This is a genomic window from Actinomadura rudentiformis, from assembly GCF_008923185.1.
In the GTDB taxonomy this organism is placed as follows: domain Bacteria; phylum Actinomycetota; class Actinomycetes; order Streptosporangiales; family Streptosporangiaceae; genus Spirillospora; species Spirillospora rudentiformis.
Window position 1 is genome coordinate 74920 of record NZ_WBMT01000006.1, and the last position, 24604, is coordinate 99523.

The 24604-nt window shown below is 70.9% G+C and carries 25 protein-coding genes; 18 read left to right on the forward strand and 7 right to left on the reverse strand.

Annotation, left to right across the window (positions count from 1 at the left end; all coding sequences use genetic code 11):
* Positions 1-3: 3 nt before the first annotated feature.
* Together F8566_RS13910 and F8566_RS13915 are read right to left on the reverse strand one after the other, a co-directional pair.
* Positions 4-786, reverse strand: a complete 783-nt coding sequence (locus F8566_RS13910; RefSeq protein ID WP_151560635.1) for an ABC transporter permease — start codon at positions 784-786, stop codon at positions 4-6.
* Positions 783-1709, reverse strand: coding sequence for an ABC transporter ATP-binding protein (locus F8566_RS13915; RefSeq protein WP_151560636.1), 927 nt, complete (start codon positions 1707-1709; stop codon positions 783-785). The genes F8566_RS13910 and F8566_RS13915 overlap by 4 nt, the downstream gene beginning before the upstream one ends.
* Positions 1710-2003: 294 nt before the next feature.
* Here F8566_RS13915 and F8566_RS13920 point away from each other — a divergent pair, with 294 nt between their 5' ends.
* From F8566_RS13920 to F8566_RS13970, 10 genes are all read left to right on the forward strand, one after another.
* Positions 2004-2795, forward strand: coding sequence for a helix-turn-helix transcriptional regulator (locus tag F8566_RS13920; RefSeq protein ID WP_151560637.1), 792 nt, complete (start codon positions 2004-2006; stop codon positions 2793-2795).
* Positions 2792-4204, forward strand: a complete 1413-nt coding sequence (gene sufB, locus F8566_RS13925; RefSeq protein ID WP_151560638.1) for a Fe-S cluster assembly protein SufB — start codon at positions 2792-2794, stop codon at positions 4202-4204. Before F8566_RS13920 ends, sufB begins: the two co-directional genes overlap by 4 nt.
* The gene (gene sufD / locus F8566_RS13930) at positions 4204-5346 is read left to right on the forward strand and encodes a Fe-S cluster assembly protein SufD (protein ID WP_151560639.1); all 1143 of its coding nucleotides are present in this window, start codon (positions 4204-4206) and stop codon (positions 5344-5346) included. Before sufB ends, sufD begins: the two co-directional genes overlap by 1 nt.
* A complete protein-coding gene (locus F8566_RS13935; protein WP_151560640.1) occupies positions 5343-5660 on the forward strand; it encodes a non-heme iron oxygenase ferredoxin subunit in 318 nt (105 codons plus the stop codon). Before sufD ends, F8566_RS13935 begins: the two co-directional genes overlap by 4 nt.
* A gap of 24 nt (positions 5661-5684) precedes the next feature.
* Positions 5685-6449: a Fe-S cluster assembly ATPase SufC gene (gene sufC, locus F8566_RS13940; protein ID WP_151560641.1), complete on the forward strand. Its 765-nt coding sequence runs from the start codon at positions 5685-5687 to the stop codon at positions 6447-6449.
* The gene (locus F8566_RS13945) at positions 6449-7711 is read left to right on the forward strand and encodes a cysteine desulfurase (RefSeq protein WP_151560642.1); all 1263 of its coding nucleotides are present in this window, start codon (positions 6449-6451) and stop codon (positions 7709-7711) included. The genes sufC and F8566_RS13945 overlap by 1 nt, the downstream gene beginning before the upstream one ends.
* A gap of 51 nt (positions 7712-7762) precedes the next feature.
* On the forward strand, positions 7763-8218 hold the full coding sequence (gene sufU / locus F8566_RS13950; protein ID WP_151560643.1) for a Fe-S cluster assembly sulfur transfer protein SufU: 456 nt from the start codon (positions 7763-7765) through the stop codon (positions 8216-8218).
* 137 nt (positions 8219-8355) lie between these two features.
* The gene (locus tag F8566_RS13960; RefSeq protein WP_151560940.1) at positions 8356-8679 is read left to right on the forward strand and encodes a metal-sulfur cluster assembly factor; all 324 of its coding nucleotides are present in this window, start codon (positions 8356-8358) and stop codon (positions 8677-8679) included.
* A gap of 168 nt (positions 8680-8847) precedes the next feature.
* Positions 8848-10008 (forward strand): sensor histidine kinase, encoded by a 1161-nt coding sequence (locus F8566_RS13965; RefSeq protein ID WP_151560644.1) that lies wholly within the window; start codon positions 8848-8850, stop codon positions 10006-10008.
* A complete protein-coding gene (locus F8566_RS13970; protein WP_151560645.1) occupies positions 10005-10685 on the forward strand; it encodes a response regulator in 681 nt (226 codons plus the stop codon). Before F8566_RS13965 ends, F8566_RS13970 begins: the two co-directional genes overlap by 4 nt.
* A 53-nt stretch (positions 10686-10738) precedes the next feature.
* Here the strand turns inward: F8566_RS13970 and F8566_RS13975 are convergent, their stop codons facing one another.
* Complete coding sequence (locus F8566_RS13975; RefSeq protein WP_225993156.1) at positions 10739-11872, reverse strand: EAL domain-containing protein; 1134 nt, start codon at positions 11870-11872, stop codon at positions 10739-10741.
* Positions 11873-11952: 80 nt separating this feature from the next.
* Entirely contained in the window at positions 11953-12348 is a 396-nt protein-coding gene (locus tag F8566_RS13980) for an ABC transporter permease (protein WP_151560646.1), read from the reverse strand.
* A 155-nt stretch (positions 12349-12503) separates the two neighbouring features.
* Here F8566_RS13980 and F8566_RS13985 point away from each other — a divergent pair, with 155 nt between their 5' ends.
* The 3 genes from F8566_RS13985 to F8566_RS13995 are packed head-to-tail and all read left to right on the forward strand — an operon-like array spanning position 12504 to position 14551.
* Entirely contained in the window at positions 12504-13145 is a 642-nt protein-coding gene (locus F8566_RS13985) for an AIM24 family protein (RefSeq protein ID WP_225993157.1), read from the forward strand.
* Entirely contained in the window at positions 13145-13738 is a 594-nt protein-coding gene (locus tag F8566_RS13990) for an AIM24 family protein (RefSeq protein ID WP_151560647.1), read from the forward strand. The genes F8566_RS13985 and F8566_RS13990 overlap by 1 nt, the downstream gene beginning before the upstream one ends.
* A gap of 60 nt (positions 13739-13798) precedes the next feature.
* Positions 13799-14551, forward strand: a complete 753-nt coding sequence (locus tag F8566_RS13995; protein WP_225993158.1) for an AIM24 family protein — start codon at positions 13799-13801, stop codon at positions 14549-14551.
* A gap of 184 nt (positions 14552-14735) precedes the next feature.
* Here the strand turns inward: F8566_RS13995 and F8566_RS14000 are convergent, their stop codons facing one another.
* The gene (locus F8566_RS14000; protein ID WP_151560648.1) at positions 14736-15506 is read right to left on the reverse strand and encodes a VOC family protein; all 771 of its coding nucleotides are present in this window, start codon (positions 15504-15506) and stop codon (positions 14736-14738) included.
* A gap of 366 nt (positions 15507-15872) precedes the next feature.
* Here F8566_RS14000 and F8566_RS14005 point away from each other — a divergent pair, with 366 nt between their 5' ends.
* The 3 genes from F8566_RS14005 to F8566_RS14015 all read left to right on the forward strand — a co-directional run bounded on the left by F8566_RS14005 (position 15873) and on the right by F8566_RS14015 (position 18833).
* The gene (locus tag F8566_RS14005) at positions 15873-17471 is read left to right on the forward strand and encodes an ABC-F family ATP-binding cassette domain-containing protein (RefSeq protein ID WP_151560649.1); all 1599 of its coding nucleotides are present in this window, start codon (positions 15873-15875) and stop codon (positions 17469-17471) included.
* Between the two features lie 116 nt (positions 17472-17587).
* Positions 17588-17800 (forward strand): helix-turn-helix domain-containing protein, encoded by a 213-nt coding sequence (locus F8566_RS14010; protein WP_012852589.1) that lies wholly within the window; start codon positions 17588-17590, stop codon positions 17798-17800.
* 190 nt (positions 17801-17990) lie between these two features.
* The gene (locus F8566_RS14015) at positions 17991-18833 is read left to right on the forward strand and encodes an enoyl-CoA hydratase/isomerase family protein (RefSeq protein WP_151560650.1); all 843 of its coding nucleotides are present in this window, start codon (positions 17991-17993) and stop codon (positions 18831-18833) included.
* Between the two features lie 100 nt (positions 18834-18933).
* Here F8566_RS14015 and F8566_RS14020 read toward each other — a convergent pair whose 3' ends face one another.
* Positions 18934-20850, reverse strand: a complete 1917-nt coding sequence (locus tag F8566_RS14020; RefSeq protein WP_225993159.1) for a Xaa-Pro dipeptidyl-peptidase — start codon at positions 20848-20850, stop codon at positions 18934-18936.
* 259 nt (positions 20851-21109) lie between these two features.
* On the opposite strand from F8566_RS14020, the gene F8566_RS14025 reads away from it, so the two are divergent.
* A complete protein-coding gene (locus F8566_RS14025) occupies positions 21110-23062 on the forward strand; it encodes an ABC transporter ATP-binding protein (RefSeq protein WP_225993208.1) in 1953 nt (650 codons plus the stop codon).
* A gap of 406 nt (positions 23063-23468) precedes the next feature.
* Complete coding sequence (locus F8566_RS49840; protein ID WP_192809675.1) at positions 23469-23636, forward strand: hypothetical protein; 168 nt, start codon at positions 23469-23471, stop codon at positions 23634-23636.
* Here the strand turns inward: F8566_RS49840 and F8566_RS14030 are convergent.
* Positions 23620-24567, reverse strand: coding sequence for a sulfotransferase family protein (locus tag F8566_RS14030; protein ID WP_151560651.1), 948 nt, complete (start codon positions 24565-24567; stop codon positions 23620-23622). The two genes, F8566_RS49840 and F8566_RS14030, sit on opposite strands and share 17 nt — an antisense overlap.
* Positions 24568-24604 lie beyond the last annotated feature (37 nt).

Consider the following 24604-nt stretch of genomic DNA (forward strand, 5'->3'; position numbering starts at 1 on the left):
GGATCACTCCCATTTGAAGAAACGTGCGGCCAGCGCGAGGCCGGCCACGGCCCACGCCGCGAGAACGAGCAGCGGCTCGCCGGGCAGCGCGGCGCCGTGCTGCAGCACCTGCCGCAGCCCGTCGGCCAACGCCGAGATCGGCAGCAGCTCCAGGGCCGAGCGGACGCCGGAGGGGAACTCGTCGAGCGGGAAGACCACACCGCCGACCGCCAGGAGCAGGATGTAGACGAAGTTGGCCGCCGCCAGCGTGGCCTCGGCGCGCAACGTCCCGGCCATCAGGAGGCCGAAGCCGCTGAACGCGGCCGTGCCCAGCAGGATCAGCGCCACCACCGCCAGCGGGTTGCCGTGCGGCTGCCAGCCCAGTGCCAGCGCCACCGCGGAGATCACGACGGCCTGCAGCGCCTCCACCGCGATGACGGTGAGCGTCTTGGCGGCGATGAGGCCGGTGCGCGGCAGCGGGGTGGCCCCCAGCCGCTTGAGCACGCCGTACCGCCGTTCGAAGCCCGTGCCGATCGCCTGGCCGGTGAACGCGGTGGACATCACCGCCAGCGCCAGGATGCCGGGCGCGATGAAGTCGACCCGGCGGCCCGGCCCGAGGTCCAGCAGCGAGGTGGCGCTGAACAGCGTGAGCAGCACCACCGGGATGATCATCGTCAGCAGCAACTGCTCGCCGTTGCGGAGCATGGTCCGCAGCTCGTAGCCGGTCTGGGCCAGGATCATCCGCGGCAGCGGCACCGCCCCGGGCGCGGGCGTGAGGTCGAGCCTGGCCGCCGAGTCGGTGGTCATGAGCGCAGCTCCCGTCCGGTCAGCTCCAGGAAGACGTCCTCGAGCGTGCGCCGCTCGATCCGCAGATCTTCGGTGAGGACGCCGTGCGAGGCGCACCAGGCGGTCACCGTGGCCAGGAGCTCGGGCCGCACGTCTCCCTCGACCAGGTAGTGCCCGGCGGGCGACTCCTTCGCGGCGCTCCCCGCCGGCAGGGCCGCGAGCAGCTCGTCCAGTCCGAGCCCCGGCCGGGCGCGGAAGCGCAGCTGCCGTTCTGCGCCGGTGAGCTCGGCCGGGCTGCCCTGCGCCACGACCTGGCCGCGGTCGACGATGACGACCTGGTCGGCGAGGCGCTCGGCCTCCTCCATGTGGTGCGTCGTGAGGACGACCGAGACCCCGGCGGCGCGCAGCCCCTCGATCAGCTCCCAGGTGGCGTGGCGGGCCTGCGGGTCGAGCCCGGTGGTCGGCTCGTCGAGGAAGACCAGCTCGGGCCGGCCGACGATCGCCACGGCGAGCGAGAGCCGCTGCTGCTGGCCGCCGGACAGGCGGCGGAACGGCGTGCGCGCGTGCTCGGTGAGGCCGAGGCGCGCCAGCAGCGCGGCGGGATCGAGCGGGCGGGCGTGGAACGCGGCGACCAGCCGCAGGAACTCGGCCGCCCGCGCCGTGCCGGGCACGCCGCCCGACTGCGGCATCACGCCCACCCGGGGCTTGAGAGCCCGCGCGTCACGGTGCGGATCGAGCCCGAGGACCCGCACGGTGCCCGCGTCCGCGCGGCGGAAGCCCTCGCAGATCTCGATCGTCGTGGTCTTGCCCGCGCCGTTGGGGCCGAGCAGGGCCGTCACTGCGCCGAGTCCGGCCCGGAACGAGAGCCCGTTGACCGCGGTGGCCGCGCCGTAGCGCTTGACCAGGCCGTCCAGCTCGACGGCGCTCTCTTCCGGGGGTGCCATGGAGATGATTTTAGGCAGTCCCAACGACGGATCTGTGCGCGGAGTCGCCGGTAGCGGCGGGTGTCGGAGACCATCGGCGCCGAGACCCAGGGTGTGATCGGCTATTGGATTCTCCAGGCGCTGGACGTGGAGCGCGTCAGGCGCCTGCCCGCCGACCAGGCTCGGAAGGGGCATAGAGTGACCCCCGCGCGGCGTGAAAGCCCAGGTTAGGTAAGGCTTACCTGCGTGAGCGACGACATCAGGATTCGTTTGTTCCGCGGGAAGGAATTACGGCACACTGATGTTGTGAAAAACGTGAGCGAGACGACGAGCGTCGCCCGGGCCGCCTCCGCGCGGCCTTCCGGCGTGCCGTCGGGCGCTGGCCACGGCGAGCGCGACACGCGCGCGCGGGTGGCCCGGCTCATCCTCGAGCACGGTCCCATCACGGCCTCCGCTCTGGGGGAACGGATGGGGCTCACACCGGCAGCCATCCGCCGCCACCTGGACGCCCTCCTCGCGGAGGAGATGATCAAGATCGAGACCCGCCGGTCCCGGTCGCAGGGGCAGCGCGGGCGGGGACGTCCGGCCAAGTGGTTCGTGATCACCGACGCCGGGCGCAACGCCTTCGTGCACGCCTATGACGACCTGGCGACCAGCGCGCTGCGGTTCCTCGCCGACAAGGCGGGGGAGCACGCGGTGGCCGAGTTCGCCCGGCGCCAGATCGCCGATCTCGAACGGCGCTACACCCCCGTCGTCCAGGCGGCCCCGCCGCACCAGCGGGTACGCAAGCTGGCCGAGGCCCTGTCGGCCGACGGCTACGCCGCCGCGGCGGCCAAGGCCCCCCAGACCGTGTCCGGGGAGCCCGGTGGAGAGCAGCTCTGCCAGCACCACTGTCCGGTCGCGCACGTGGCGGAGGAGTTCCCGCAGCTGTGCGAAGCCGAGACGGAGGCCTTCAGCAGACTGCTGGGGACCCCGGTCCAGCGCCTGGCGACGATCGCCCACGGCGACGGGATCTGCACGACCCACGTCAGCCCCCGATCCCTCTGCGGAGGGGCGGATGCCGACGGCACTGACAATGCGAACGAGGAGTCCGGAGGGACCCTATGACTACGGCAGCCCACCCCGAGCTGGAAGGGCTTGACAAGTACAAGTTCGGCTGGGCCGACTCGGATGTGGCCGGCGCCTCCGCGCGCCGCGGCCTCAACGAGGATGTCGTCCGCGACATCTCGGCCAAGAAGGGCGAGCCGGACTGGATGCTCGACCTGCGCCTCAAGGGGCTGCGGCTGTTCGACAAGAAGCCGATGCCCTCCTGGGGCTCGGACCTGTCGGACATCGACTTCGACAACATCAAGTACTTCGTCCGCTCCACCGAGAAGCAGGCCGCTTCCTGGGAGGAGCTCCCCGAGGACATCAAGAACACCTACGACAAGCTGGGCATCCCCGAGGCGGAGAAGCAGCGCCTCGTCGCGGGCGTCGCAGCCCAGTACGAGTCCGAGGTGGTCTACCACAAGATCCGTGAGGACCTCGAGGAGAAGGGCGTCATCTTCCTCGACACCGACACCGGCCTCAAGGAGCACCCGGAGATCTTCCAGGAGTACTTCGGCTCCGTGATCCCGGTCGGCGACAACAAGTTCGCCGCGCTCAACACCGCCGTGTGGTCGGGCGGGTCGTTCATCTACGTGCCGCCGGGCGTGCACGTCGAGATCCCGCTGCAGGCCTACTTCCGGATCAACACCGAGAACATGGGCCAGTTCGAGCGGACCCTGATCATCGCGGACGAGGGCTCGTACGTGCACTACGTCGAGGGCTGTACCGCGCCGATCTACAAGTCCGACTCGCTGCACTCGGCGGTCGTCGAGATCGTCGTGAAGAAGGACGCCCGCGTCCGCTACACGACCATCCAGAACTGGTCCAACAACGTCTACAACCTGGTGACCAAGCGCGCCGTCGCCTACGAGGGCGCCACCATGGAGTGGGTCGACGGCAACATCGGCTCCAAGGTCACCATGAAGTACCCGGCCGTCTACCTGCTGGGCGAGCACGCCAAGGGCGAGACGCTGTCGATCGCGTTCGCCGGCGAGGGCCAGCACCAGGACGCCGGCGCCAAGATGGTGCACGCGGCCCCGCACACCTCCAGCAGCGTCATCTCCAAGTCGGTGGCACGCGGGGGCGGGCGCACGTCCTACCGCGGCCTGGTCCAGGTCCAGGAGGGCGCCGCGCACTCCAAGTCCACGGTCAAGTGCGACGCGCTGCTCGTCGACCAGATCTCCAGGTCCGACACCTACCCTTACGTCGACGTCCGCGAGGACGACGTGGAGATGGGCCACGAGGCCACCGTCTCCAAGGTGTCGGAGGACCAGCTGTTCTACCTGATGAGCCGCGGCATGACCGAGGACGAGGCGATGGCGATGATCGTGCGCGGCTTCGTCGAGCCGATCGCGCGCGAGCTGCCCATGGAGTACGCGCTCGAGCTCAACCGGCTCATCGAGCTTCAGATGGAAGGAGCCGTCGGCTGATGGGCTTGGACTCCAGGCCTCTCTCGACGCTGCACGAGAAGGCCTCCTACGAGGTCGCCGATTTCGAGGTGCCGTCGGGCCGTGAGGAGGAGTGGCGGTTCACCCCGCTGCGCCGCCTGCGCGGCCTGCACAACGGCACCGCGGAGCCGATCGGCAAGGTGATCGTCGAGGTCCAGGCGGCCCCTGAGGTCACCGTCGAGATCGTCGGCCGCGACGACGAGCGGCTCGGCACGGCCTACGTGCCCGCCGACCGGGTGAGCGCGCAGGCGTACGCCTCGTTCACCCAGGCCACGGTCGTCACCGTGCCCAAGGAGGCCGTCGCCTCCGCGCCCACGGTGATCCGCACCCGCGGAGAGGACGGCGCCTCTGGTGCCAGCTATGGCCACACCACGGTCATCCTGGAGCCGTTCGCCGAGGCCACGGTCGTGCTCAGCCACCGCGGCAGCGCCACCTACGCCGACAACGTCGAGTTCGTCGTCGGCGACGGCGCGCGGCTCTCGGTGATCAGCCTGCAGGACTGGGCCGACGACGCCGTGCACGTCTCGCACCAGCACGCCAAGCTGGCCCGTGACGCCCGGTTCGTCAGCCACAACATCAGCCTCGGCGGCGACGTGGTGCGGATCTCCCCGTCGGTCGTCTACGACGCGCCCGGCGGCGACGCCGAGCTCTACGGCGTCTACTTCGCCGACGGCGGCCAGCACCTGGAGCACCGCCTCCTGGTCGACCACGTCGTCCCGCACTGCCGGAGCCGGGTGGACTACCGCGGCGCGCTCCAGGACGACGACGCGCACGCCGTCTGGATCGGCGACGTGATCATCCGCGCCGAGGCCGAGGGCACCGACACCTACGAGCTCAACCGCAACCTGGTGCTCACCGACGGCACCCGGGTCGACTCGGTGCCCAACCTGGAGATCCTCACCGGTGAGGTCGCGGGGGCGGGCCACGCCTCGGCGTCCGGCCGGCTGGACGACGAGCACCTGTTCTACCTGCAGGCCCGCGGCATCCCGTTCGACGAGGCCCGCCGCATGGTCGTGCGCGGCTTCCTCGGCCAGCTCATCGAGCGCATCGAGGTCGACGAGGTCCGCGAGAAGGTGCAGGAGGCGATCGAGGCAGAGCTGGACCAGGGAGCGGCGAAGCGATGACGTTCGTGAAGGTGTGCCCGCTGGGCGAGATCCCCGCTGACGGGGCGATGGCCGTCGAGGTCGGCGACACCCCGGTCGCGCTGGTGCGCAGCGGCGAGGGCGTGTTCGCGCTCAACGACATCTGCTCGCACGCCGAGGTCTCCCTCTCCGAGGGGGAGGTCTACGACGGCACGATCGAGTGCTGGCTGCACGGGTCCTGCTTCGACATCCGCACCGGCAAGCCCACCAACCCGCCGGCCACGCAGCCGGTCGCCACCTACAAGGTCAAGGTCGAGGACGGCGACGTCTACGTCTCGCTCGGCTCCGACGACTGAACCAACGAGAGAGCTCAGATAGATATGGCCACGCTTGAGATTCGCGACCTCCACGTCTCCGTCGCCGACGGCGCCGACGGGACCAAGGAGATCCTGCGCGGGGTCGACCTGACCGTGAAGGCCGGCGAGACCCACGCGATCATGGGGCCGAACGGCTCCGGCAAGTCCACCCTCGCCTACGCCGTCGCCGGCCACCCCAAGTACGACGTGACCAGCGGCTCGGTGACGCTCGACGGCGAGGACGTCCTGGAGATGAGCGTCGACGAGCGCGCCCGCGCCGGGCTGTTCCTCGCGATGCAGTACCCGGTCGAGGTGCCCGGTGTCTCCGTCTCCAACTTCCTGCGCTCCGCCGTCACCGCCGTGCGCGGTGAGGCGCCCAAGCTGCGGGAGTTCTCCAAGGAGATGAAGCAGGCGCTCGAAAACCTCGCCATCGACCCGGCCTTCGCCCAGCGCAGCCTGAACGAGGGCTTCTCCGGCGGCGAGAAGAAGCGGCACGAGATCCTCCAGCTGGAGATGCTCAAGCCGAAGATCGCGGTCCTGGACGAGACCGACTCCGGCCTCGACGTCGACGCGCTCAAGGTCGTCTCCGAGGGCGTCAACCGGTTCTCGGCGGCGGGCGACACCGGCGTGCTGCTCATCACCCACTACACGCGCATCCTGCGCTACGTGAAGCCCGACTTCGTGCACGTCTTCGCCGGCGGCCGGATCGTCGAAGAGGGTGGCCCGGAGCTGGCCAACGTGCTGGAGAACGAGGGCTACGAGAAGTACGTGAAGGCGGGCGTGTCCTGATGAGCCTGCTCCCCGAGGAGTTGAAGAAGGACTTCCCCCTTCTGTCCCGTACCGTCCGGGGCGGCCGTGACCTGGTCTACCTCGACTCGGGGGCGACCTCGCAGAAGCCGGTCCAGGTGCTGGACGCCGAGCGCGAGTTCTACGAGCGCCACAACGCCGCTCCGCACCGCGGCGCGCACCTGCTCGCCGAGGAGGCCACCGAGGCCTACGAGAGCGCGCGCACCCGGATCGCCACGTTCATCGGCGGCGTGCCCGGTGAGATCGTGTTCACCAAGAACGCGACCGAGGGCATCAACCTGGTGGCGTACGCGCTGAGCAACGCCGCCACGTTCGGCGCCGAGGCAGAGCGGTTCAAGGTCGGTCCCGGTGATGAGATCGTCGTGACCGAGATGGAGCACCACGCCAACCTGGTGCCCTGGCAGCAGCTGTGCCAGCGGACCGGCGCCACGCTGCGCTGGTTCGGCCTCACCGACGAGGGCCGCCTCGACCTGGACGAGCTCGACACGATCATCAACGAGCGCACGAGGCTGGTCGCGCTGACGCACCAGTCCAACGTGCTCGGCACGGTGCCGCCCGTCCAGCGGATCGCCGCGCGTGCCCGCGAGGTCGGCGCGCTGGTGTTGCTGGACGCCGCCCAGTCGGTGCCGCACCAGCCGGTCGACGTGCGCGAGCTCGGCGCCGACTTCCTGGTGTTCTCCGGCCACAAGATGCTCGGCCCGACCGGCATCGGTGTGCTCTGGGGCCGCCGCGAGCTGCTGGAGGCCATGCCCCCGTTCATCACCGGCGGTTCGATGATCGAGGTCGTGCGCATGGAGGGCTCCACCTTCATGCCGCCGCCGCAGCGGTTCGAGGCGGGCGTGCCGATGACCGCCCAGGCGATCGGCCTCGGCGCGGCCTGCGACTACCTGTCCGAGCTCGGGATGGACCGGGTCGCCGCCCATGAGGAGGCGCTCACCGCCTACTCGCTGGAGCGGCTCGGCGAGATTCCCGGGGTGCGGATCATCGGCCCGCGCAGCACCGAGGCGCGCGGCGGGGCCGTGTCGTTCACCGTGGACGACATCCACCCGCACGACGTGGGCCAGGTGCTCGACGAGCTCGGCGTCGCCATCCGCGTGGGGCACCACTGCGCCTGGCCGATCTGCCGCCGGTTCGGCATTCCGGCCACCACCCGCGCGACCTTCTACGTCTACAACGACCTCGCCGACGTGGATGCGCTCGCCGAGGGGGTACGCAAGGCCCAGAAGTTCTTCGGAACAGCCTGAGCCGGCCGCCTGTTGTAGGAGAGAAGCCCCCCGGACGAGGAAAAGGACGACATGCAGCTCGAGGCGATGTACCAGGAGGTCATCCTGGATCATTACCGCAACCCCCACAACAAGGGGCTGCGGGAGCCGTACGAGGGCGAGGCCCACCACGTCAACCCGACTTGCGGTGACGAGGTGACGCTGCGGGTGCACCTCGACGGCGCAGGCCAGGACGCCACCGTCGCGGACGTCTCGTACGACGCCATGGGCTGCTCGATCAGCCAGGCCAGCGCGTCGGTGATGACCGAGCTCATCATCGGCAAGCCGGTCAAGGAGGCGATGGCGATCGGCGACGAGTTCCTCGCGCTCATGCAGTCGCGCGGCGAGGGCGAGCCCAACGAGGACGTCCTGGAGGACGCCGTCGCCTTCACCGGGGTCTCCAAGTACCCCGCCCGGATCAAATGCGCCCTGCTCGCCTGGATGGCGTGGAAGGACGCGACCGCCCGTGCTCTCGGAGAGGCATCATGACTGACACCACCGCCGCCGCGGACGCCGCGACGCCGGACGCTGAGGCGCCGAACGCTGGGACGCCGGACGCTGAGGCGCCGAACGCTGGGACGCCGGACGCTGAGGCGCCGGAGACCGCGGCCCCCGCGGACGGCCCCATCGACGCCATCGCCCCCGGCTCCGCCGAGGAGGAGATCCTCGAGGCGCTCAAGGACGTGGTCGACCCCGAGCTCGGCATCAACGTCGTCGACCTGGGCCTGATCTATGGCATCAACCTCGCGGACGAGGTGGCCACCCTGGACATGACGCTGACCAGCGCGGCCTGCCCGCTCACCGACGTGATCGAGGACCAGGCGCACAGCGCGCTGGACGGCCTGGTCAAGGACGTCAAGATCAACTGGGTCTGGCTGCCCCCGTGGGGCCCCGACAAGATCACCGACGAGGGCCGCGACCAGCTCCGCGCCCTCGGCTTCAACGTCTGACGCTCCCACGTCCGACACAGCTCGTCCATGTTCCGACACAGCTCGCCCATGTGAGGCAGGCTCCTGAAGGGGTCTGCCTCACGTGTGTCTCTGGTCCTACGAACGATGTACGCACGACCCTCACCCAGGCGGAGCCGGTGGGCGCTCCTGGGATGCTGAGATAGGGGCATGCGATTCACCACGCGCCAGGACCTGCTTCTGGCCGTCGCCGCGTTCGCGGGGGGCGTGGTGTTGCTGCTGGCGCGTGGCTACGGCACCTGGCCGGCGATCGACATCGCACCGGGGTGGCGGCTGCTGCCGCTGGCCGGGCTGTGCGTCGCGATGGTGTTCCGGCGCACGCGTCCGATCGTGGGCTTGCTGCTCTCCACCCCGTTCAACTTCACGGACGTGGTGATCGGGCCGAGCATCGCCACCCTGATGATCTACAGCGACGCGTTGTACGCGGCGAGCCTGTACGGTCCCAGGCGCGCGGCCGAATGGCTGCTCGGCATCACGACGGCGGCCACGCTGGCCGTGGCGGCGGCCTTCGGGATCGCCCTCACCACGATCAGCAGTGGGGTGATAGCGGGCTCGCTGGCGGGTGTGGCATGGGTCGGGCCGGTGCTCACCGCGATGGTCGTCCGGGAGCACCGGGACCGGGCGGACGCGGAGCGGCAGCGCGCGGCGCAGATGGCGCGGCTCGCCGAGATGGACCGCCGGGCGGCCGTGAACACCGAACGGGCGCGGATGGCACGGGAACTGCACGACGTCATCGCCAACCATCTCAGCGCGGTGGCCCTGCACTCCTCGGCCGTGCTCAAAGTCTCGGATCTGGACCGGGAGAGCATCAACCGGTCCATGGAGGTGATCCGGGAGAACAGCGTCCAGGGCCTCGCCGAGATGCGACGGATGATCGGCTTGCTCCGGGAGGGCGACGGCGAGGCCGATCCCGCGGCCGCGCCGAAGCTGGACGGCCTTGAGCGGCTGGTGGCGCACACGGCGCGCAGCGACCTCACGGCGGGCCTGAAGGTCCTCGGGGACGCGCCCGGGCTGCCCGCGCCGGTGGAGCACGCGGCGTACCGCATCGTGCAGGAATCGCTGACCAACGCGCTCAAGCACGCCGCGGCGGGCAGGGTCGAGGTGCTCCTGGAGTACCGCCCCGGCTGTGTCGTGGTCACCGTCGACAGTCCCCTCGGGGCCGGAGGGTCGCGGCTGCCCGGATCGGGCAGCGGCCTGATCGGCATGCGCGAGCGTGTGACCATGCTGGACGGGACGTTCGAGGCCGGGCCCGGGGACGGCCGCTGGCGGGTGTACGCCGAGCTTCCGCTCACCGACAGGGAGAGACCTTGATCAATGTGCTGGTGGCAGACGACCAGGCGGCGGTCCGCGCCGGCCTGGTGCTGATCCTGGGCGCCGCGCCCGGCATCGCCGTGGTGGGTGAGGCGGCCGACGGCGAGGAGGCGGTCGCGCAGGCCCGGCGTCTGCGGCCGGACGTGGTCCTGATGGACATCCGCATGCCCAAGCTGGACGGGATCTCCGCCACCCAGGAGCTCGCGGGCGTGGCCGACGTCCTGGTGCTGACCACGTTCGACATGGACGAGTACGTGTTCGGGGCCATGCGGGCAGGAGCGGCAGGGTTCCTGCTCAAGGACGTGGACGCCGATCATCTGGTGGAGGCGGTGCGGACGGTCGCGGCGGGGGAGGGGATCCTGGCGCCCCAGGTGACCCGGCGCCTGATCAGCGCGTTCGCGGGCCGGCAGGTGCCCGCCCGCGGCGAGGCGTCCGGCCTGGCCGAGCTGACCCCGCGCGAGCGCGAGGTCTTCGCGTGCCTCGGGGAGGGGCTGTCGAACGGGGAGATCGCGGCGCGCCTGGAGATGGCCGAGACCACGACCAAGACCCATGTCAGCCGGATCCTCTCCAAGCTGAATCTGCGCAGCCGAGTCCAGGCAGCCATCCTCGCGCAGGAGACGGCCGCTGGCGGCCTTTCCGGGTCGATCAGTGACACGGGGTCACCTTCGGGCTTCTGACGTCCCAGAGGCGATCTCAGGGCCTTCGAGTGATCACGCGTCCAGGTGGGCGTTCAGGCGGAGAGGCTGCGGATGAGGTCGCCCACGCGGACGATGCCCAGGCACCGGCCGACCTCGTCGGTGACGACGAGATCGTCGTAGACGCGGTCGTTCTCCCGGCCCGCCGCGCGCAGCGCCGCGATCGCCGGAACGGTGCGGGGAACGAGACGCGGCGCGTCGGCCAGGCGGGCGGCGGGCTTGTGCGCGTGGAGGGCGTGACCGTACGCGCCCGACAGCTTCAGCAGGAACCGCGTCCGGTCCACCATGGCCCGCGGGCGCTGGTGCTCGTCCACCAGGACGACGCTGGTCGTGCCCGTCTCCGCGGTGAGCGCGCCGAGCACGTCGTCCGCGGTCGCCGTGTGGGGCATGGTCACCGCCGGCAGCGTGAACTCCGAGACGCGCGGCCCCAGGTCGATGCCGCGCGGGGCGGGGTCGCGATCCTCCCTCGCGATCACCGGCACCGTGACCCGCATGCCGGGTCGCCACTCCGGTGGCGCGAGCGCCGGACCTTGGACGAGCCGTACGCCGAGCTCACGGAGGTGCAGCACGTGGGCCTCGGTCTCCAGTCCCGGCGCCAGCACGTGGGTGCCGATGCGGTGCGCCAGGTCGACGAGCGCCGTCACCAGCGCCGAGCGGCGCGGGTCCGACGAGGTCCGCCGGGCCAGGTCGGGATCGAGCCGGATGAGATAGGGCGCGATGTCGAGCAGGAGGTCCAGAGGGGCGTGGGCGACGCCCAGGCCGCCGAGCCCGACCGGGTATCCCGCACGCCGGAGTCTGTGCAGCGCCGAGGTCACGGCCTGGCGCAGGGCGGGAGGAAAGCTGCCGGTGACGCAGATGATGATCTCGCTGGGACGGCGGCCGGCGTCGGCGAGACCCTGGTGCAGTTCGCCCAGGGCCGTCTCGCCGTGCGCCAGCGTCTCCGCGCGCAATCCGATGGTCAGCGGCAGGTGCGTGCCCAGATCGGCGGCGGCCCGCGCGGCGCCGACGGCCCGCCGCAGGTCGTCCGCCGCCGTGTCGGGCCGGGTGGCGGACTGGGGCTCCGCCGACGAAGAGGTGTGCGGCTCCACGGCGATCACGTTGCCGGTGTCGAGGTCGACCACCGGATGGAACACCGCACGCGCCGGAACGAGCAGTTCAAGAGCTGACACAACCGCATCATGCCGTTGTGATCATGACAAAACGGATATTGTTAGGAGAAGTTAACGCATTATTCGCATGTCTTCGCTGTTCAGAGCCCGCGTCCGCCGAAGAGCGCGGACAGTGTGTAGACGACCCCGGCGAGTGCGGCCAGCCAGGCGTACGGCGTGATGTCGGCGCCGCGCAGCCCCTGCACGACCACGGCGGCGACGATGGCCCCGGTGAGCACGTCGCCGGTCATGGCCGCCGACTTCAGATGCGCGCGGGCCCGGTGCCCGGTGCCGAACGCCTCGCTGATGGGGAGCGCCGGCTCGTTGCGGCGGTAGCCGAGGTGGGCGGCGTAGCCGGCCAGCACGCCCAGGGCGATGAGCGCCGTCTCGCCGCGCCCGTCGGCGGCGAGGACGGAGGCGACCACCACGCCGGCGGCGAGGGCGAGTCCGGGAGCGATCCAGCGGCCGAGACCGCGGCGTTCGGGGGCGATCCACATGGCCGCCATCTTTCCCGATCCGGCGCGCCGCCGTCGCCGGATGCGCGCACCCGATGCGCACACCGGATGCGCGCACCCGATGCGGACTCCGGATCGGCGCGCCGGACGGGACAGGGACCCGCCTTGACGGCGGGTGCCCGGTATGTTGTGGCCTCGTGGCGCAATTCAGACTGAACGGCTCGAAGATGCTGGCCGTCGATCTGGTCGGCGAGACCATCCGGGCGTTGAACGGGTCGATGGTCGCCTACGACGGGCAGATGACGTTCAAGCGGCAGGGGATGACCGGCGGGGAGGGCCTGCGCGGCGCGCTGAAACGCCGCATCGCCGGCGAGGGCATGACGCTCATGGAGATCACCGGCCAGGGCACGGTCTTCCTGGCCAGCGAGGCGACGGAGGTGACCCTCGTCCCGCTGAACGGCGAGACGCTGTTCGTGGAGTCGGAGAGCCTGCTGGCGCTCGACGGGCGGCTCCAGACGGGCGTGCAGTTCACCGGGCTGCGCGGGATGGGCACCGGTCAGGGCCTGGCCACCACCAAGGTGGAGGGCCAGGGCATGGTCGCGATCCTCTCGGACGGCCCGGCGATCGCCCTCGAGGTGACGCCGGGGACGCCGCTGTGCGTCGACCCGCACGCCTACGTCGGGCACCGCGGCCAGCTCCAGCAGGACGTCGTGACCGACGTCAACTGGCGCACCGTGCTCGGCCAGGGGTCGGGGGAGAGCGTCCAGTTCCGCTACCAGGGGCACGGCCTCGTCTACGTTCAGCCCGCCGAGCGCGGCGGCGGAATTCTGGAGATCTGATGCCGGGATACACCTCGATCAACTCCAAGATGCTCCAGGTGGCGGTCGGCCCCGGGCAAGAGGTCTACAGCAAGCGCGGCGCCATGCTCGCCTATACGGGCCGGGTGAACTTCGCGCCCACCGCCACGGCGGGGCAGGGACTCGGGCAGACCCTGGGCCGCGCCATGGCCGGCGAACGCACCGTGATGATGCACGTGACGGGCCAAGGCAGCGCGATGTTCGGGCACGGCGGGCTGCACGTCCAGGTCATCGACCTCGCGGGCGACACCCTCTACGTCGAGGCCGACCGGCTGCTGGTGTACGACGGGAGCCTGCAGGCGGGGACGATGTTCATGGGTGAGCAGGGCGGCGTCAGCGGCGTGATCCGCGGCGCGGTCAGCGGCCAGGGCCTGTTCACCACCACGCTCACCGGGCACGGCTCGTGCGCGGTGCTGTCGCACGGCGGCGTGATGGAGCTGCCGATCACCCCGCAGCGGCCGGTCCACGTCGACCCGCAGGCGTACGTCGCGCACCGCGGCCAGGTGCAGAACAAGCTCACCACGGCGATGGGGCTGCGCGACCTGGTCGGCCGCGGCTCGGGCGAGGGCTTCTAGCTGCAGCTGAGCGGCCAGGGCGTCGTCTACGTGCAGGCCAGCGAGAGGAAGATCTGAGCGGTGTCCATCCCGACTTTCAACCCGATGACGCTGCCGGCCAACGACAACGTCAACCCGTACGCCTTCAGCGTGGACCTCAACGGGCAGTGGTTCACCCAGAAGGGCAAGATGATCGCCTACTACGGGCAGATCAAGTTCGAGGCGCTGTCGGCGGGACCGCTGGACGCGCTGGTGGCCGCGCACTTCCACTCGCCCCTGTACGCCCAGGACTGGGTCGTCGCGCAGGGACAGGGCAAGCTGCTGCTGGCCGACCGGGGCTTCGACGTCAACTCCTTCGACCTCGACGACGGCAACCTCACCGTCCGCGCCGGCAATCTGCTGGCCTTCGAGCCGGGCCTGGAGCTCAAGCAGTCGATCATCCCCGGGTTCCTGACCCTGATCGGCACCGGCCGCTTCGTGGCCGCCTCCAACGGCCCCGTGCACTTCGTGGAGCCGCCGATCCGGGTCGACCCGCAGGCCCTGCTCGGCTGGGCCGACTGCCCGTCGCCCTGCCACCATTACGACCACTCGTACATGCGCGGCGTGATGGGGATGGCCCGGCAGGTGTTCGGCGTCGGCGGCACCTCCGGCGAGGAGCACCAGTTCGACTTCACCGGGCAGGGCACGGTGCTCATGCAGTCGTCGGAGGTCGTGGCCAACGAGGACACGCTGCTCCGCGACCTCGAAGGCCAGGTCGGCATGCTCGGCGCCAACGGCCTGCAGCGCCTCCACCACACCATCGGCCAGCGCCTCGCCGCCGAGCGCGAACGCTAGCCCGGATTCGACGTCGGCTGAAGCAAGCACGGCGGAAGCGCGGCTCCCGGCGATCGAGCGCCGGGAGCCCCCCGGACGCCGCCCGGGCCGCCCCATCCGGGGGCGACCGCCTCCCCCCCCCCCCCGCCCCGCCCCCCCCCCCCCCCCGGCCCGCCCCCCCCCCCCCCCCCCCCCCCGCGGCCGGTCAGGCGCCTTCCTGGGGCGAGCGCATCACGCGGAACGCGACGCCGAAGGGGTCCCTGACGGTCGCGATGCGGCCGTAGGGGGTTTCCTGCGGCTCGGTGACCACCGTGCCGCCGGTGTCACGGACACGCCGGACGGTCTCGTCGGGATCGGCGGTCTCGAAGTAGGGCACCCACGCCGCGACCGGCTCGTCGGGCCGCCCCTCGACACCGCCGACGGCCTGGCCGTCCGGCCGGTTGAGGACCGTGTAGTCGAAGTCGCCCGGCATCTCTTCGAGCGTGTAGTCGAAGACCGCGCGGTAGAAGCCGCACGCCGCCCTGGGGTCGGCGGTGATCAGCTCGCTCCACACCAGCGAGCCCGGCTCGTCGCGGAACTGCGTGCCGATATGGGCACGGCCCTGCCAGAGCCCGAACTGCGCCCCGACCGGGTCGCGCAGGATCGCCATCCGGCCCTGGTCCATGACGTCGTCCGGCGGCATCACCACCGTGGCCCCGGCGTCGGACGCCCGCTTGACGGTGCCGTCGCAGTCGTCGGTGGCGAAGTACGTCTGCCACCAGTACTCGGCCGGGGCATCGTCCGGGTTCTTCATGATCCCGGCGACCGGCTCCCCCCGGAGCAGGCAGGCGTGGTAGTGGCCCGCCTCGGCGCCGTAGTCCTGGAACTCCCAGCCGAAGACGGTTCCGTAGAACTCCTTGGCCCGGTCCAGGTCCGGGATGCCGAGATCCAGCCAGTTCGGTGTGCCGCTGGGTGCGTTGCTCGTTACGTGGACCATCGGGACTCACACTCCCTCGTGCCGGGTCGGAGCGCCCGGCATGGCTCGCGTCACGCCCGTACTGCGCATCCTGGACCGCCCCCTGCGAGTCCTCCCCCGGTTCCCACACATCGGTATGGCCAGGAGCGGCACTCTTCTAACGTGCCGCCTCCGCTGGGCGGGAACTGCTTCCCCGTCACGTACACTGATCCGATGGTTTCGCTCCCGAGCTGACAGGCCCCCAGCGCGCGCGTCGCGGTCGACCGGACCGCCGACGCGCGTTTGTGTGCGTCCGCCTGTTTTTCCGTTGAGCCCCGTTTTCCGTTGAGCCCTGTTGTCCATTGACCCCGAAGCCGTTGAACCCTCCGTCAGGGGAGCCCTGCCACAGTGATCATTGCGAACGACATCGAGCTGCGCGCCGGGTCCCGGCTGCTGATCGAACGCGCCACCTTCCGGGTCAACCCCGGTGACCGGGTCGGCTTTGTGGGCCGCAACGGCGCCGGCAAGACCACCCTCACCAAGGTGCTGGCCGGGGAGGCACAGCCCGCCCAGGGCACCGTCACCCGGTCGGGGACGCTCGGGTACCTCCCCCAGGACCCGCGCGGCGTGGATCTGAACGAGCTGGCCCGCGACCGCATCCTGTCCGCGCGCGGGCTGGACGAGGTGATCCGCAAGCTGCGGCTCGCCGAGGAGCAGATGGCCACCGCCAGCGGCGCCGAGCGCGACAAGGCCGTCCGGCGGTACGGGCGCCTGGAGGAGCGGCTGCACGTCCTCGGCGGCTACTCGGCGGAGGCCGAGGCGGCCTCGATCGCCTCCAGCCTGGGCCTGCCCGACCGCGTGATGACCCAGCCGCTGGGCACCCTCTCCGGCGGCCAGCGGCGGCGGGTGGAGCTGGCGCGGATCCTGTTCTCCGACGCCGACTCGCTGCTGCTGGACGAGCCCACCAACCACCTGGACGCCGACTCGATCGTGTGGCTGCGCGACTTCCTGAAGTCCCACCAGGGCGGCCTCGTGGTGATCAGCCACGACGTGGAGCTGCTCGACGCCGTCGTCAACCGGGTCTTCCACCTCGACGCCAACCGCAGCGTCATCGACATCTACAACGTCGGCTGGAAGAAGTACCTCGACCAGCGTGAGACCGACGAGCGGCGCCGCAAGCGGGAGACGGCCAACGCCCAGCGCCAGGCGTCCACCCTGCTCGCCCAGGCCGACAAGATGCGCGCCAAGGCCACCAAGGCCAAGGCGGCCCAGCAGATGGACCGGCGGGCCCGGCAGCTGCTCGCCGGGGCCGAGGGGCAGCGGCAGGCCGACAAGGTCGCCAAGATCCGCTTCCCGGACCCGGCGCCGTGCGGCAAGACCCCCCTGACCGCCGAGGGTTTGTCGAAATCGTACGGATCTTTGGAGATTTTCACCGACGTGGACCTCGCGGTCGACCGGGGGAGCAGGGTGGTCATCCTCGGCCTCAACGGCGCCGGCAAGACCACGCTGTTGCGCCTGATGGCGGGGGTCGACAAGCCCGACACCGGCCAGGTGATCCCCGGGCACGGGCTGCGGATCGGCTACTACGCCCAGGAGCACGAGACGCTGGACGTCGAACGGTCCGTCCTGGAGAACATGCAGTCCTCCGCGCCAGGGCTGGCGCCGGTCGAGGTCCGCAAGATCCTCGGCTCGTTCCTGTTCTCCGGCGACGACGTCGAGAAGCCCGCCGGCGTCCTGTCGGGCGGGGAGAAGACCCGGCTGGCGCTGGCCATGCTCGTGGTGTCGAGCGCGAACGTCCTGCTGCTGGACGAGCCCACCAACAACCTCGATCCGGCGAGCCGCGAGGAGATCCTCGGGGCGCTGCGGACCTTCGCCGGAGCCATCGTGATGGTGACCCACGACGAGGGTGCGGTGGAGGCGCTCCGGCCGGAAAGAGTGATTTTGCTGCCGGATGGTGTCGAAGACATCTGGAGTGACGAGTTTGCCGATCTGGTGGCACTTGCGTGACCTGCACGGCAGCTATCGCAGATCTTTTCTGGCGGAGTGGGTAGCCGAACTCGCGGGAATGACTGATCATGGCGGGGGATAACGCAGCGGTCACCACATCACTACGGGAGGTACTCGTGGCCGAGACCCTTAAGAAGGGCACCCGCGTGACCGGTGCCGAGCGCGACAAGCTGGCGGCGGAGCTCAAGAAGAGGTACGACTCCGGCGAGAGCATCCGCGCCTTGGCAGCCGCCACCGGCCGCTCGTACGGGTTCATCCACCGGATTCTGACCGAATCCGGCGTCAACCTGCGGGGACGCGGTGGCGCCACCCGTGGCAAGAAGTCCTGAACGGACGACGACCCCCGGATGAGCACACCGCCTGACCCGCCGCCGCGGCCGGCCGAGTAAGGTTCGGTCGCGGCGGCGGGATCAGGTGCCGGCATGGCGCCGGTATCGCACGACGCCGGCCCGGACATGAGTCAAACGACTTACGTCCGGGCCTGAGTCATCTGACTTACGTCACTGCGGAGGGAGCGTCATGTCGGACGCGAGGGTCAACGAGCCGCGGCCGGATCCGGCCACGGGCCCGAACGAGGCCGAACTGGCCGAGGCAGGGTTGCGGCTCGACGTGGACGGCGCGATCGCGACGATCACGCTGAACCGGCCCGAGCGTCGCAACGCCATGACGTTCGCCACCTGGCGGGGACTGGCCCGGATCGGCGAGTCCCTGCCGGACGGCGTCCGCGTGGTCGTGCTGCGCGGCGCGGGGCCGTCCTTCTCGGCCGGGATCGACCTGGGCATGTTCTCGGGCGGCGCGGGCCCGGAGGACGCGGGCGCGGGCGGCGGGTTCCCCGACGGCGCCGACGAGGCCGCGTCCGACCGGTTCATCGCCGGGCTCCAGGCGGGCTACACCTGGCTGCGGCGCCCCGAGATCGTCTCCATCGCGGCCGTGCACGGGCACGCCATCGGCGGCGGCTTCCAGCTGGCCCTGGCGTGCGACATCCGCGTGATCGCGGACGACACCAAGTTCTGCATGAAGGAGCCCGCGCTCGGGCTCGTCCCGGACCTGACCGGCACCAAGCCGCTGGTGGAGATCGTGGGCGTCAACCGCGCGCTGGAGCTGTGCCTCACCGCGCGTACCGTCCTCGCCGACGAGGCGGCGCGGCTGGGCCTCGCCGAGCTCGTCGTGCCGCGCGACGCCCTCGACAAGACCGTCGCCGAGATCGTCACGGCGCTCCTCGCGGTCAACCCGGGCGCGGCGGTGGCCACCAAGCGCCTGCTGCTGGAGGCGCCCCACAACACCCTCGACGAGCAGTGCGCCGCCGAGCGCCGCGAGCAGATCGGCCGCATGCGCGATCTCTTCGGCGCTGAGAGCGCCTGATCCGGTCAACGGGAGAGGCCCGGACCCCCAAGGCGGGTCCGGGCCTCTTCGCGGCTCTCCGCGGCTGCTGGAGGGCCTCAGGTTGATCTAGCGCTGTTGCCTAGCGTAGGGCCTCACGGCCGCCGCGGGCCAGCGGGAGGAACACCTTGCTGGTCCCCGGCTGCAGGGTCAGCTTGGTGCCCGCCGGATAGCGCAGCGTGTAGTCGTAGTCGGTGGACAGGACGATCACTCCGAGCCGGTGGCCGGGCTTGACGACGTAGTCGGTCGGCTCGAAGTCCCAGCGGAAGTCGTACGCCTTGCCGGGCGTGATCGGCTCGGTGCGGCTCGGGCTGTGCCGGTTGCGCGCGTCCAGCCAGCCCCGGGTGACGATCTTGAACGGGGCGGTCTCGACGCGGTGCGCCTGCCGGGTGGTGCAGCCGTCGTCGCCCGGCACGCCCTGGCCGAAGCAGACCCGTTCACCGGTGTCGAGGCGGGCGCCGGTGGGCCGGGTGTCGGTGCCGTAGTCGACCAGCAGGGCCGTCAGGTACGGCGAACGACCGTCGAGAGAGGCCCGGAACGCCGCCTTGGGGATGCCGTTGAGACGGACCGGTTCGGTGAGCGGCGGAGTGAGGAAGGCCAGCCGGTTCGGGTCGGCCTGGTTCTCGTTCACCAGCAGCTGCTCGGCGGTCCGGGTGCGGCCCGCGTCGATCATCGACTGGGCGGGGCCGCGGCGCGGGCGCAGCGACAGCGTGCCGGGCTGGCCGGCGGGACCCGCGTTCAGGCTCACCGGCACGGTGCGCGTGCCGGGCACGGGCCAGTCGCTCGCGGTCTCCCACTGTCCGGGTGCCCGCTCGATGTCGACCCGCGGCTCCCTGGTGACGCCGTTGTCGATGTTGTAGAGGAACCGGTCGAACCAGGCGCCGGTCTGCCGCAGCCACTCTTCGAGCCGCCACCGGAACGGGGTGGCGTGGCTGGCCTGGTGCAGCCAGAGCTTGCGCGGCACGCCGCTCTGCTTGAGGGCGTTCCACCACTGGACGGAGTTCTTGACCTTCACGTTCCAGTCGTTCAGGCCGTGCACCACCATCACGGCCGCGCGCACCTTGCGGGCCTGGCCCACGTAGTCGCGGTCGGCCCAGACCTTGCTGTAGTCACCGGTCTCGCGGTCCTGCGTCGCGGTGAGCTCGTCGATGACCTGCTTGCAGACCTCGGGGTTCTTGCGGGTCAGCACGACCTTGGCCAGGACGTCGAGGTCCTCGCCCTGGAATCCGCCGGGCGCGAGGACGCCGCCGTTCGCACGGTAGTAGTCGTACCAGCTGGAGATCGCCGCGACCGGCACGATGGCCTTCAGGCCGACCACGCCGCTGGCGGCGGCCATGTTGGGCAGCGTGCCGTTGTACGACTGGCCGATCATGCCGACGTTGCCGGTGGACCAGCGCGCCTTCACCTCGCTGCCGTCGGCCGCCCAGCCCTTGGCGCGGCCGTTCAGCCAGTCCACGGCGGCCTTGGCGCCCGCCGCCTCCTGGCGGTCGCCCGAGGTCGGGCAGCCGGTCGAGCCTCCGGTGCCGATGCTGTCGAGGTGGGCGACGGCGTAGCCGCGGGGGATGTAGTAGTTGTCGAGATAGCCGGGGAAGATCTCGGCGAGGTTGCGCGGCACGGCGGCGAGCGAGCGGGTCTTCGCGCCGTCGATGTCGACGGGATGCATCGGGACGTCGTCGTGGGTGCCGGCCCAGTACGGGCTGGCCTCGACGATGGTCGGCACCTTGAGACCGGAGTCGGTCTCCTTGGGCCGCATGATGCGCATCTGCACGCGGTCCCGCACGCCGTCGCGGTCGCTGTCGACGGTGGTCTCGATGCTCACCGTCTGGGTGACCGCGTCGGCCCGGGAGAAGACCGGCTGTGTCGCGCCGTTCTCCACCTTGATCTGCGGGCGGGCCGGCGCACCGGGCGCGGTGGCGCCGGCCGGCGGTGCGGTCGTGGCGAGCAGCGCGGCCGTGAGGGTGAGCACGCCGGCGCCGCCACGCGTCAGTCTTCGGGTCACGAGGGACTCCTGAGGGGAGTTGAGCCTGGGTTAGGTGGCTCACATCTACTACCGGACCGCCACAAAGTCCACAAGATCGCCCAGAGGTGGCCAGAGTGCCAGGAAGACCTCCAGGCGAGCCGGCGGCGAACGCCGGTTTTCGCCAGGAGCTGAGCCGGGAAGCGGGCAGAGGAAAGGCGCGTTGTCGTGAGCGCACACTGGGATGCTTACTTGATTACCAACGAGTTGCTTACCTGATTACACGGAGGCCGACGTGTCGATGCCGGGTATGCCGGGCAGCGGCTGGCAAGTGATGGCGTCGTTCCGCCGGGACGGCTCGGTGACCCAGCAGAAGCTCAAGCCCGGCACGGTCAAGCGGATCGCGGGCTACGCCCGGCCGTACATCCGCGAGCTGGTGCTGTTCCTGCTGCTGAACTCGCTCGCCGCGGTGATCGTGGTCGCCAACCCGCTGCTGCTCAAGGCGATCATCGACCGGGGCATCGTGCCCGGCCGGCAGGACCTGGTGATCTGGCTCGCCGTCGCGGTGGCCGGGCTCGCCCTGGTCGAGGCCGTGCTCGGGCTGGCGCAGCGGTGGTACTCCGCACGCATCGGCGAGGGCCTCATCTACGACCTGCGCACGCAGGTCTTCGGCCACGTCCAGCGCCAGCCGGTCGCCTTCTTCATGCGCGCCCAGACCGGCTCGCTGGTCAGCCGCCTGAACGGCGACGTGATCGGCGCCCAGCGCGCCCTGACCACCACCCTGTCCTCGGTGGTCTCCAACGTGATCAGCCTGGTGCTGGTGCTGATCACCATGCTGATCCTGTCCTGGCAGGTCACGCTGATCGCGCTGCTGCTGTTGCCGATCTTCATCCTGCCGGCCAAGTGGGTGGGAAAGCGGCTGTCGAGCATCAGCCGTGAGCAGATGCAGTTGGACGCCGAGATGAGCTCGCTGATGACCGAGCGGTTCAACGTGGCGGGCGCCATGCTCGCCAAGCTGTACGGGCGCCCCTCCGAGGAGGAGGAGAACTTCTCCGCCCGCGCCGCCCGGGTCCGCGACATCGGGGTGGTGGCCGCGATGTACGGGCGGGTGTTCTTCACCGCGCTGACGCTCGTCGCCGCGCTCGCCACGGCCATGGTCTACGGCGTCGGCGGCGTGCTCGTCGCGGACGGCGGCTTCCAGCTCGGCACGCTGGTCGCGCTCGCCACCCTGCTGACCCGGATGTACGGCCCGCTCACCGCCCTGTCGAACGTGCACGTGGACGTGATGACGGCGCTGGTGAGCTTCGACCGGGTCTTCGAGGTGCTCGACCTCAAGCCCCTGATCCGCGACCGGAAGGGTGCGGAGCCGCTGCGGCGGCACCGCGCGGATGGAGACGCGGATGGCGACGGGGCCGGAGCCGCGGCGCCCGCGGTCGAGTTCGACGGGGTGCATTTCGCCTACCCGGCGGCCGAAGAGATCTCCCTTGCGTCGCTGGAATCCATCGCGCGCAACGACAACGCTCCGGGACGGCCCGTCCTGCACGGCATCACGTTCACGGCCCATCCGGGCGAGCTGGTGGCCCTCGTGGGGCCGTCCGGGGCGGGCAAGTCGACGATCACGCATCTGGTGTCCCGGCTGTACGACGCCGACGCCGGGGCCGTGCGCGTCGGCGGCCGCGACGTCCGGGAGGTGACCCTGGAGTCGCTGCGCGCACAGATCGGCGTCGTCACCCAGGACGCCCACCTCTTCCACGACTCGATCCGCGAGAACATGCGGTACGCCCGGCCCGGCGCCGACGACGAGGAGATCCTCGCCGCTCTGGAGGCAGCCCAGATCGGCGATCTGGTCGCGGACATGCCCGAGGGGCTCGACACCGTCGTCGGCGACCGTGGCTACCGGCTGTCCGGCGGGGAGAAGCAGCGCCTGGCGATCGCGCGGCTGCTGCTGAAGGCCCCGTCGGTCGTCGTCCTGGACGAGGCCACCGCGCATCTGGACTCCGAGTCCGAGGCCGCCGTGCAGCGCGCGCTGAAGACGGCGCTGGCGGGCCGCACGTCGCTGGTGATCGCGCACCGGCTCTCGACCATCCGGGAGGCGGACCAGATCCTGGTGATCGACGGCGGCCGGGTCGTGGAGCGCGGCCGGCACGAGGAGCTCCTGCTCGCTGGCGGTCTCTACGCCGAGCTCTACCGGACCCAGTTCGCTCGTCAGAACGGGCAGGAGCCCCGCACGGCGGAGCCGCTCGGAGCAGAGTGACCAGACCGATACCACGAAAGCGCCGGATCACCGCGATGCAGCGGATCTTCAGCCTGACCGTTGGCAGCTGGGGACACGGTTCAGAGGGCGCTGACCGGAGGGATGTCGCTGGGCTCGTCCCAGTGTGGGGCTCCGTCAACGGTCCCGCACCGCACACATGTGGTGGATGTGACTTCGGCACGGCGGCCAGCTGTGAACGAAGAGCATAAATCGGTGGAGACGGCCGAGTAACAAGCTCGGTCGTTCATGGCCGAGAAGTTGACCCCCTGATACGCCCCCCCGGCGCCTGGACTTTCTTTGATTGCGCAACGGTGGCAACCCGGCGGCCACCTGCTGTCGTCACAGTGATTGGAGGCGCGTGACCGCCATCGGGTGACAGCGAGCGTCCACGGAGAGGGGACCAGACGTGCGACCGACCATCAACACCGCGACGATCAACCCCGTGCGGGTCGTGAAGAGCGGGCCGGGACGCTACACCGTCCTGCTCGTCGGCCTGGGGGCGGCGGGCGTCGCGCTCGGCTGGCGCGGCCCCGACGTCGCGGCGTCCGCGACCGCGATCATGAAGCGCCGCTGAGGTCGTAGCCCAGCCTGCGCAGCTCGGGACCCGCGACCTTCTCCACCTGGATCAGCTGCCGGGTGGTCAGCCGGTCGCGCCACCCGCCCACCTGCCGCTCCCCGGCCTCCCGGTCCCCGGGCCGTACCAGCCCGGACAGGGCGACCTTGGAGATCGGCGTCCCCAGATAGCGCGACACCGTGTCGGCGACCTTTCTCGGCCGGGAGATCAGGTCCTCGTACCGCACCGTCATGAGCTGCTCGCCGGGCGTCTGCGCCCGCAGCCGGGCGCTGAGCCGCACCGAGCCGCGCCACCGCAGCGCGCACCGGACCGCCATCGCCGCCCGGGGCCAGCGGTCCCGCTCCAGGACGTCCTCCACGCCGAAGAACGGGTTGGGGAAGACCTCGTCCAGGTTGGCGAGCCCCGGCCGGAACCAGGCCAGGCAGCGTTCGTCGTCGAGCATGTCGGCCACCACGTCCCGGCCGTCCCTGATCACCTGGAGGAGTTGGGCGTCGGGAAAGGCGTCCAGCAGGACGTCGGCACTGTAGAGCAGGTCGGGGGAGGCGTCGGCGAACCGGGAGACCCCGCGCGGCTCGGTGCACGGCCCGGGGAGATCATCGTCGCCCGGCCGGGACGGCCGCAGGCCGGACAGCTCCCGGCACTCGTTCGGGCACTCGGCGCAGCCGCGCGCGGAGATCTGCCACGCCTCGGCGAACGCGTCGCGCAGCACGCGGGCGGCCCCGCGGCCGCGCTCCTCGGCGATCGACGGCCGCCGGGCGAAGGCGTAGGTGACGCGGAGCACACCGGGACGGCCGACGGTCAGATGGAAGCCGGCGGACCGCTTCACTGCGCGCGCGACAAGATCCGCACCGGAGTGGGGAGCGCCCAGAACGAAGACGGGGCGGCGGACCTTGGTGCCGTTGATCACCAGAATGTGCGGCGTCGACCTCATACGAAGGCCCAGTTTCTCACTTCCCGGGTAATGCCGA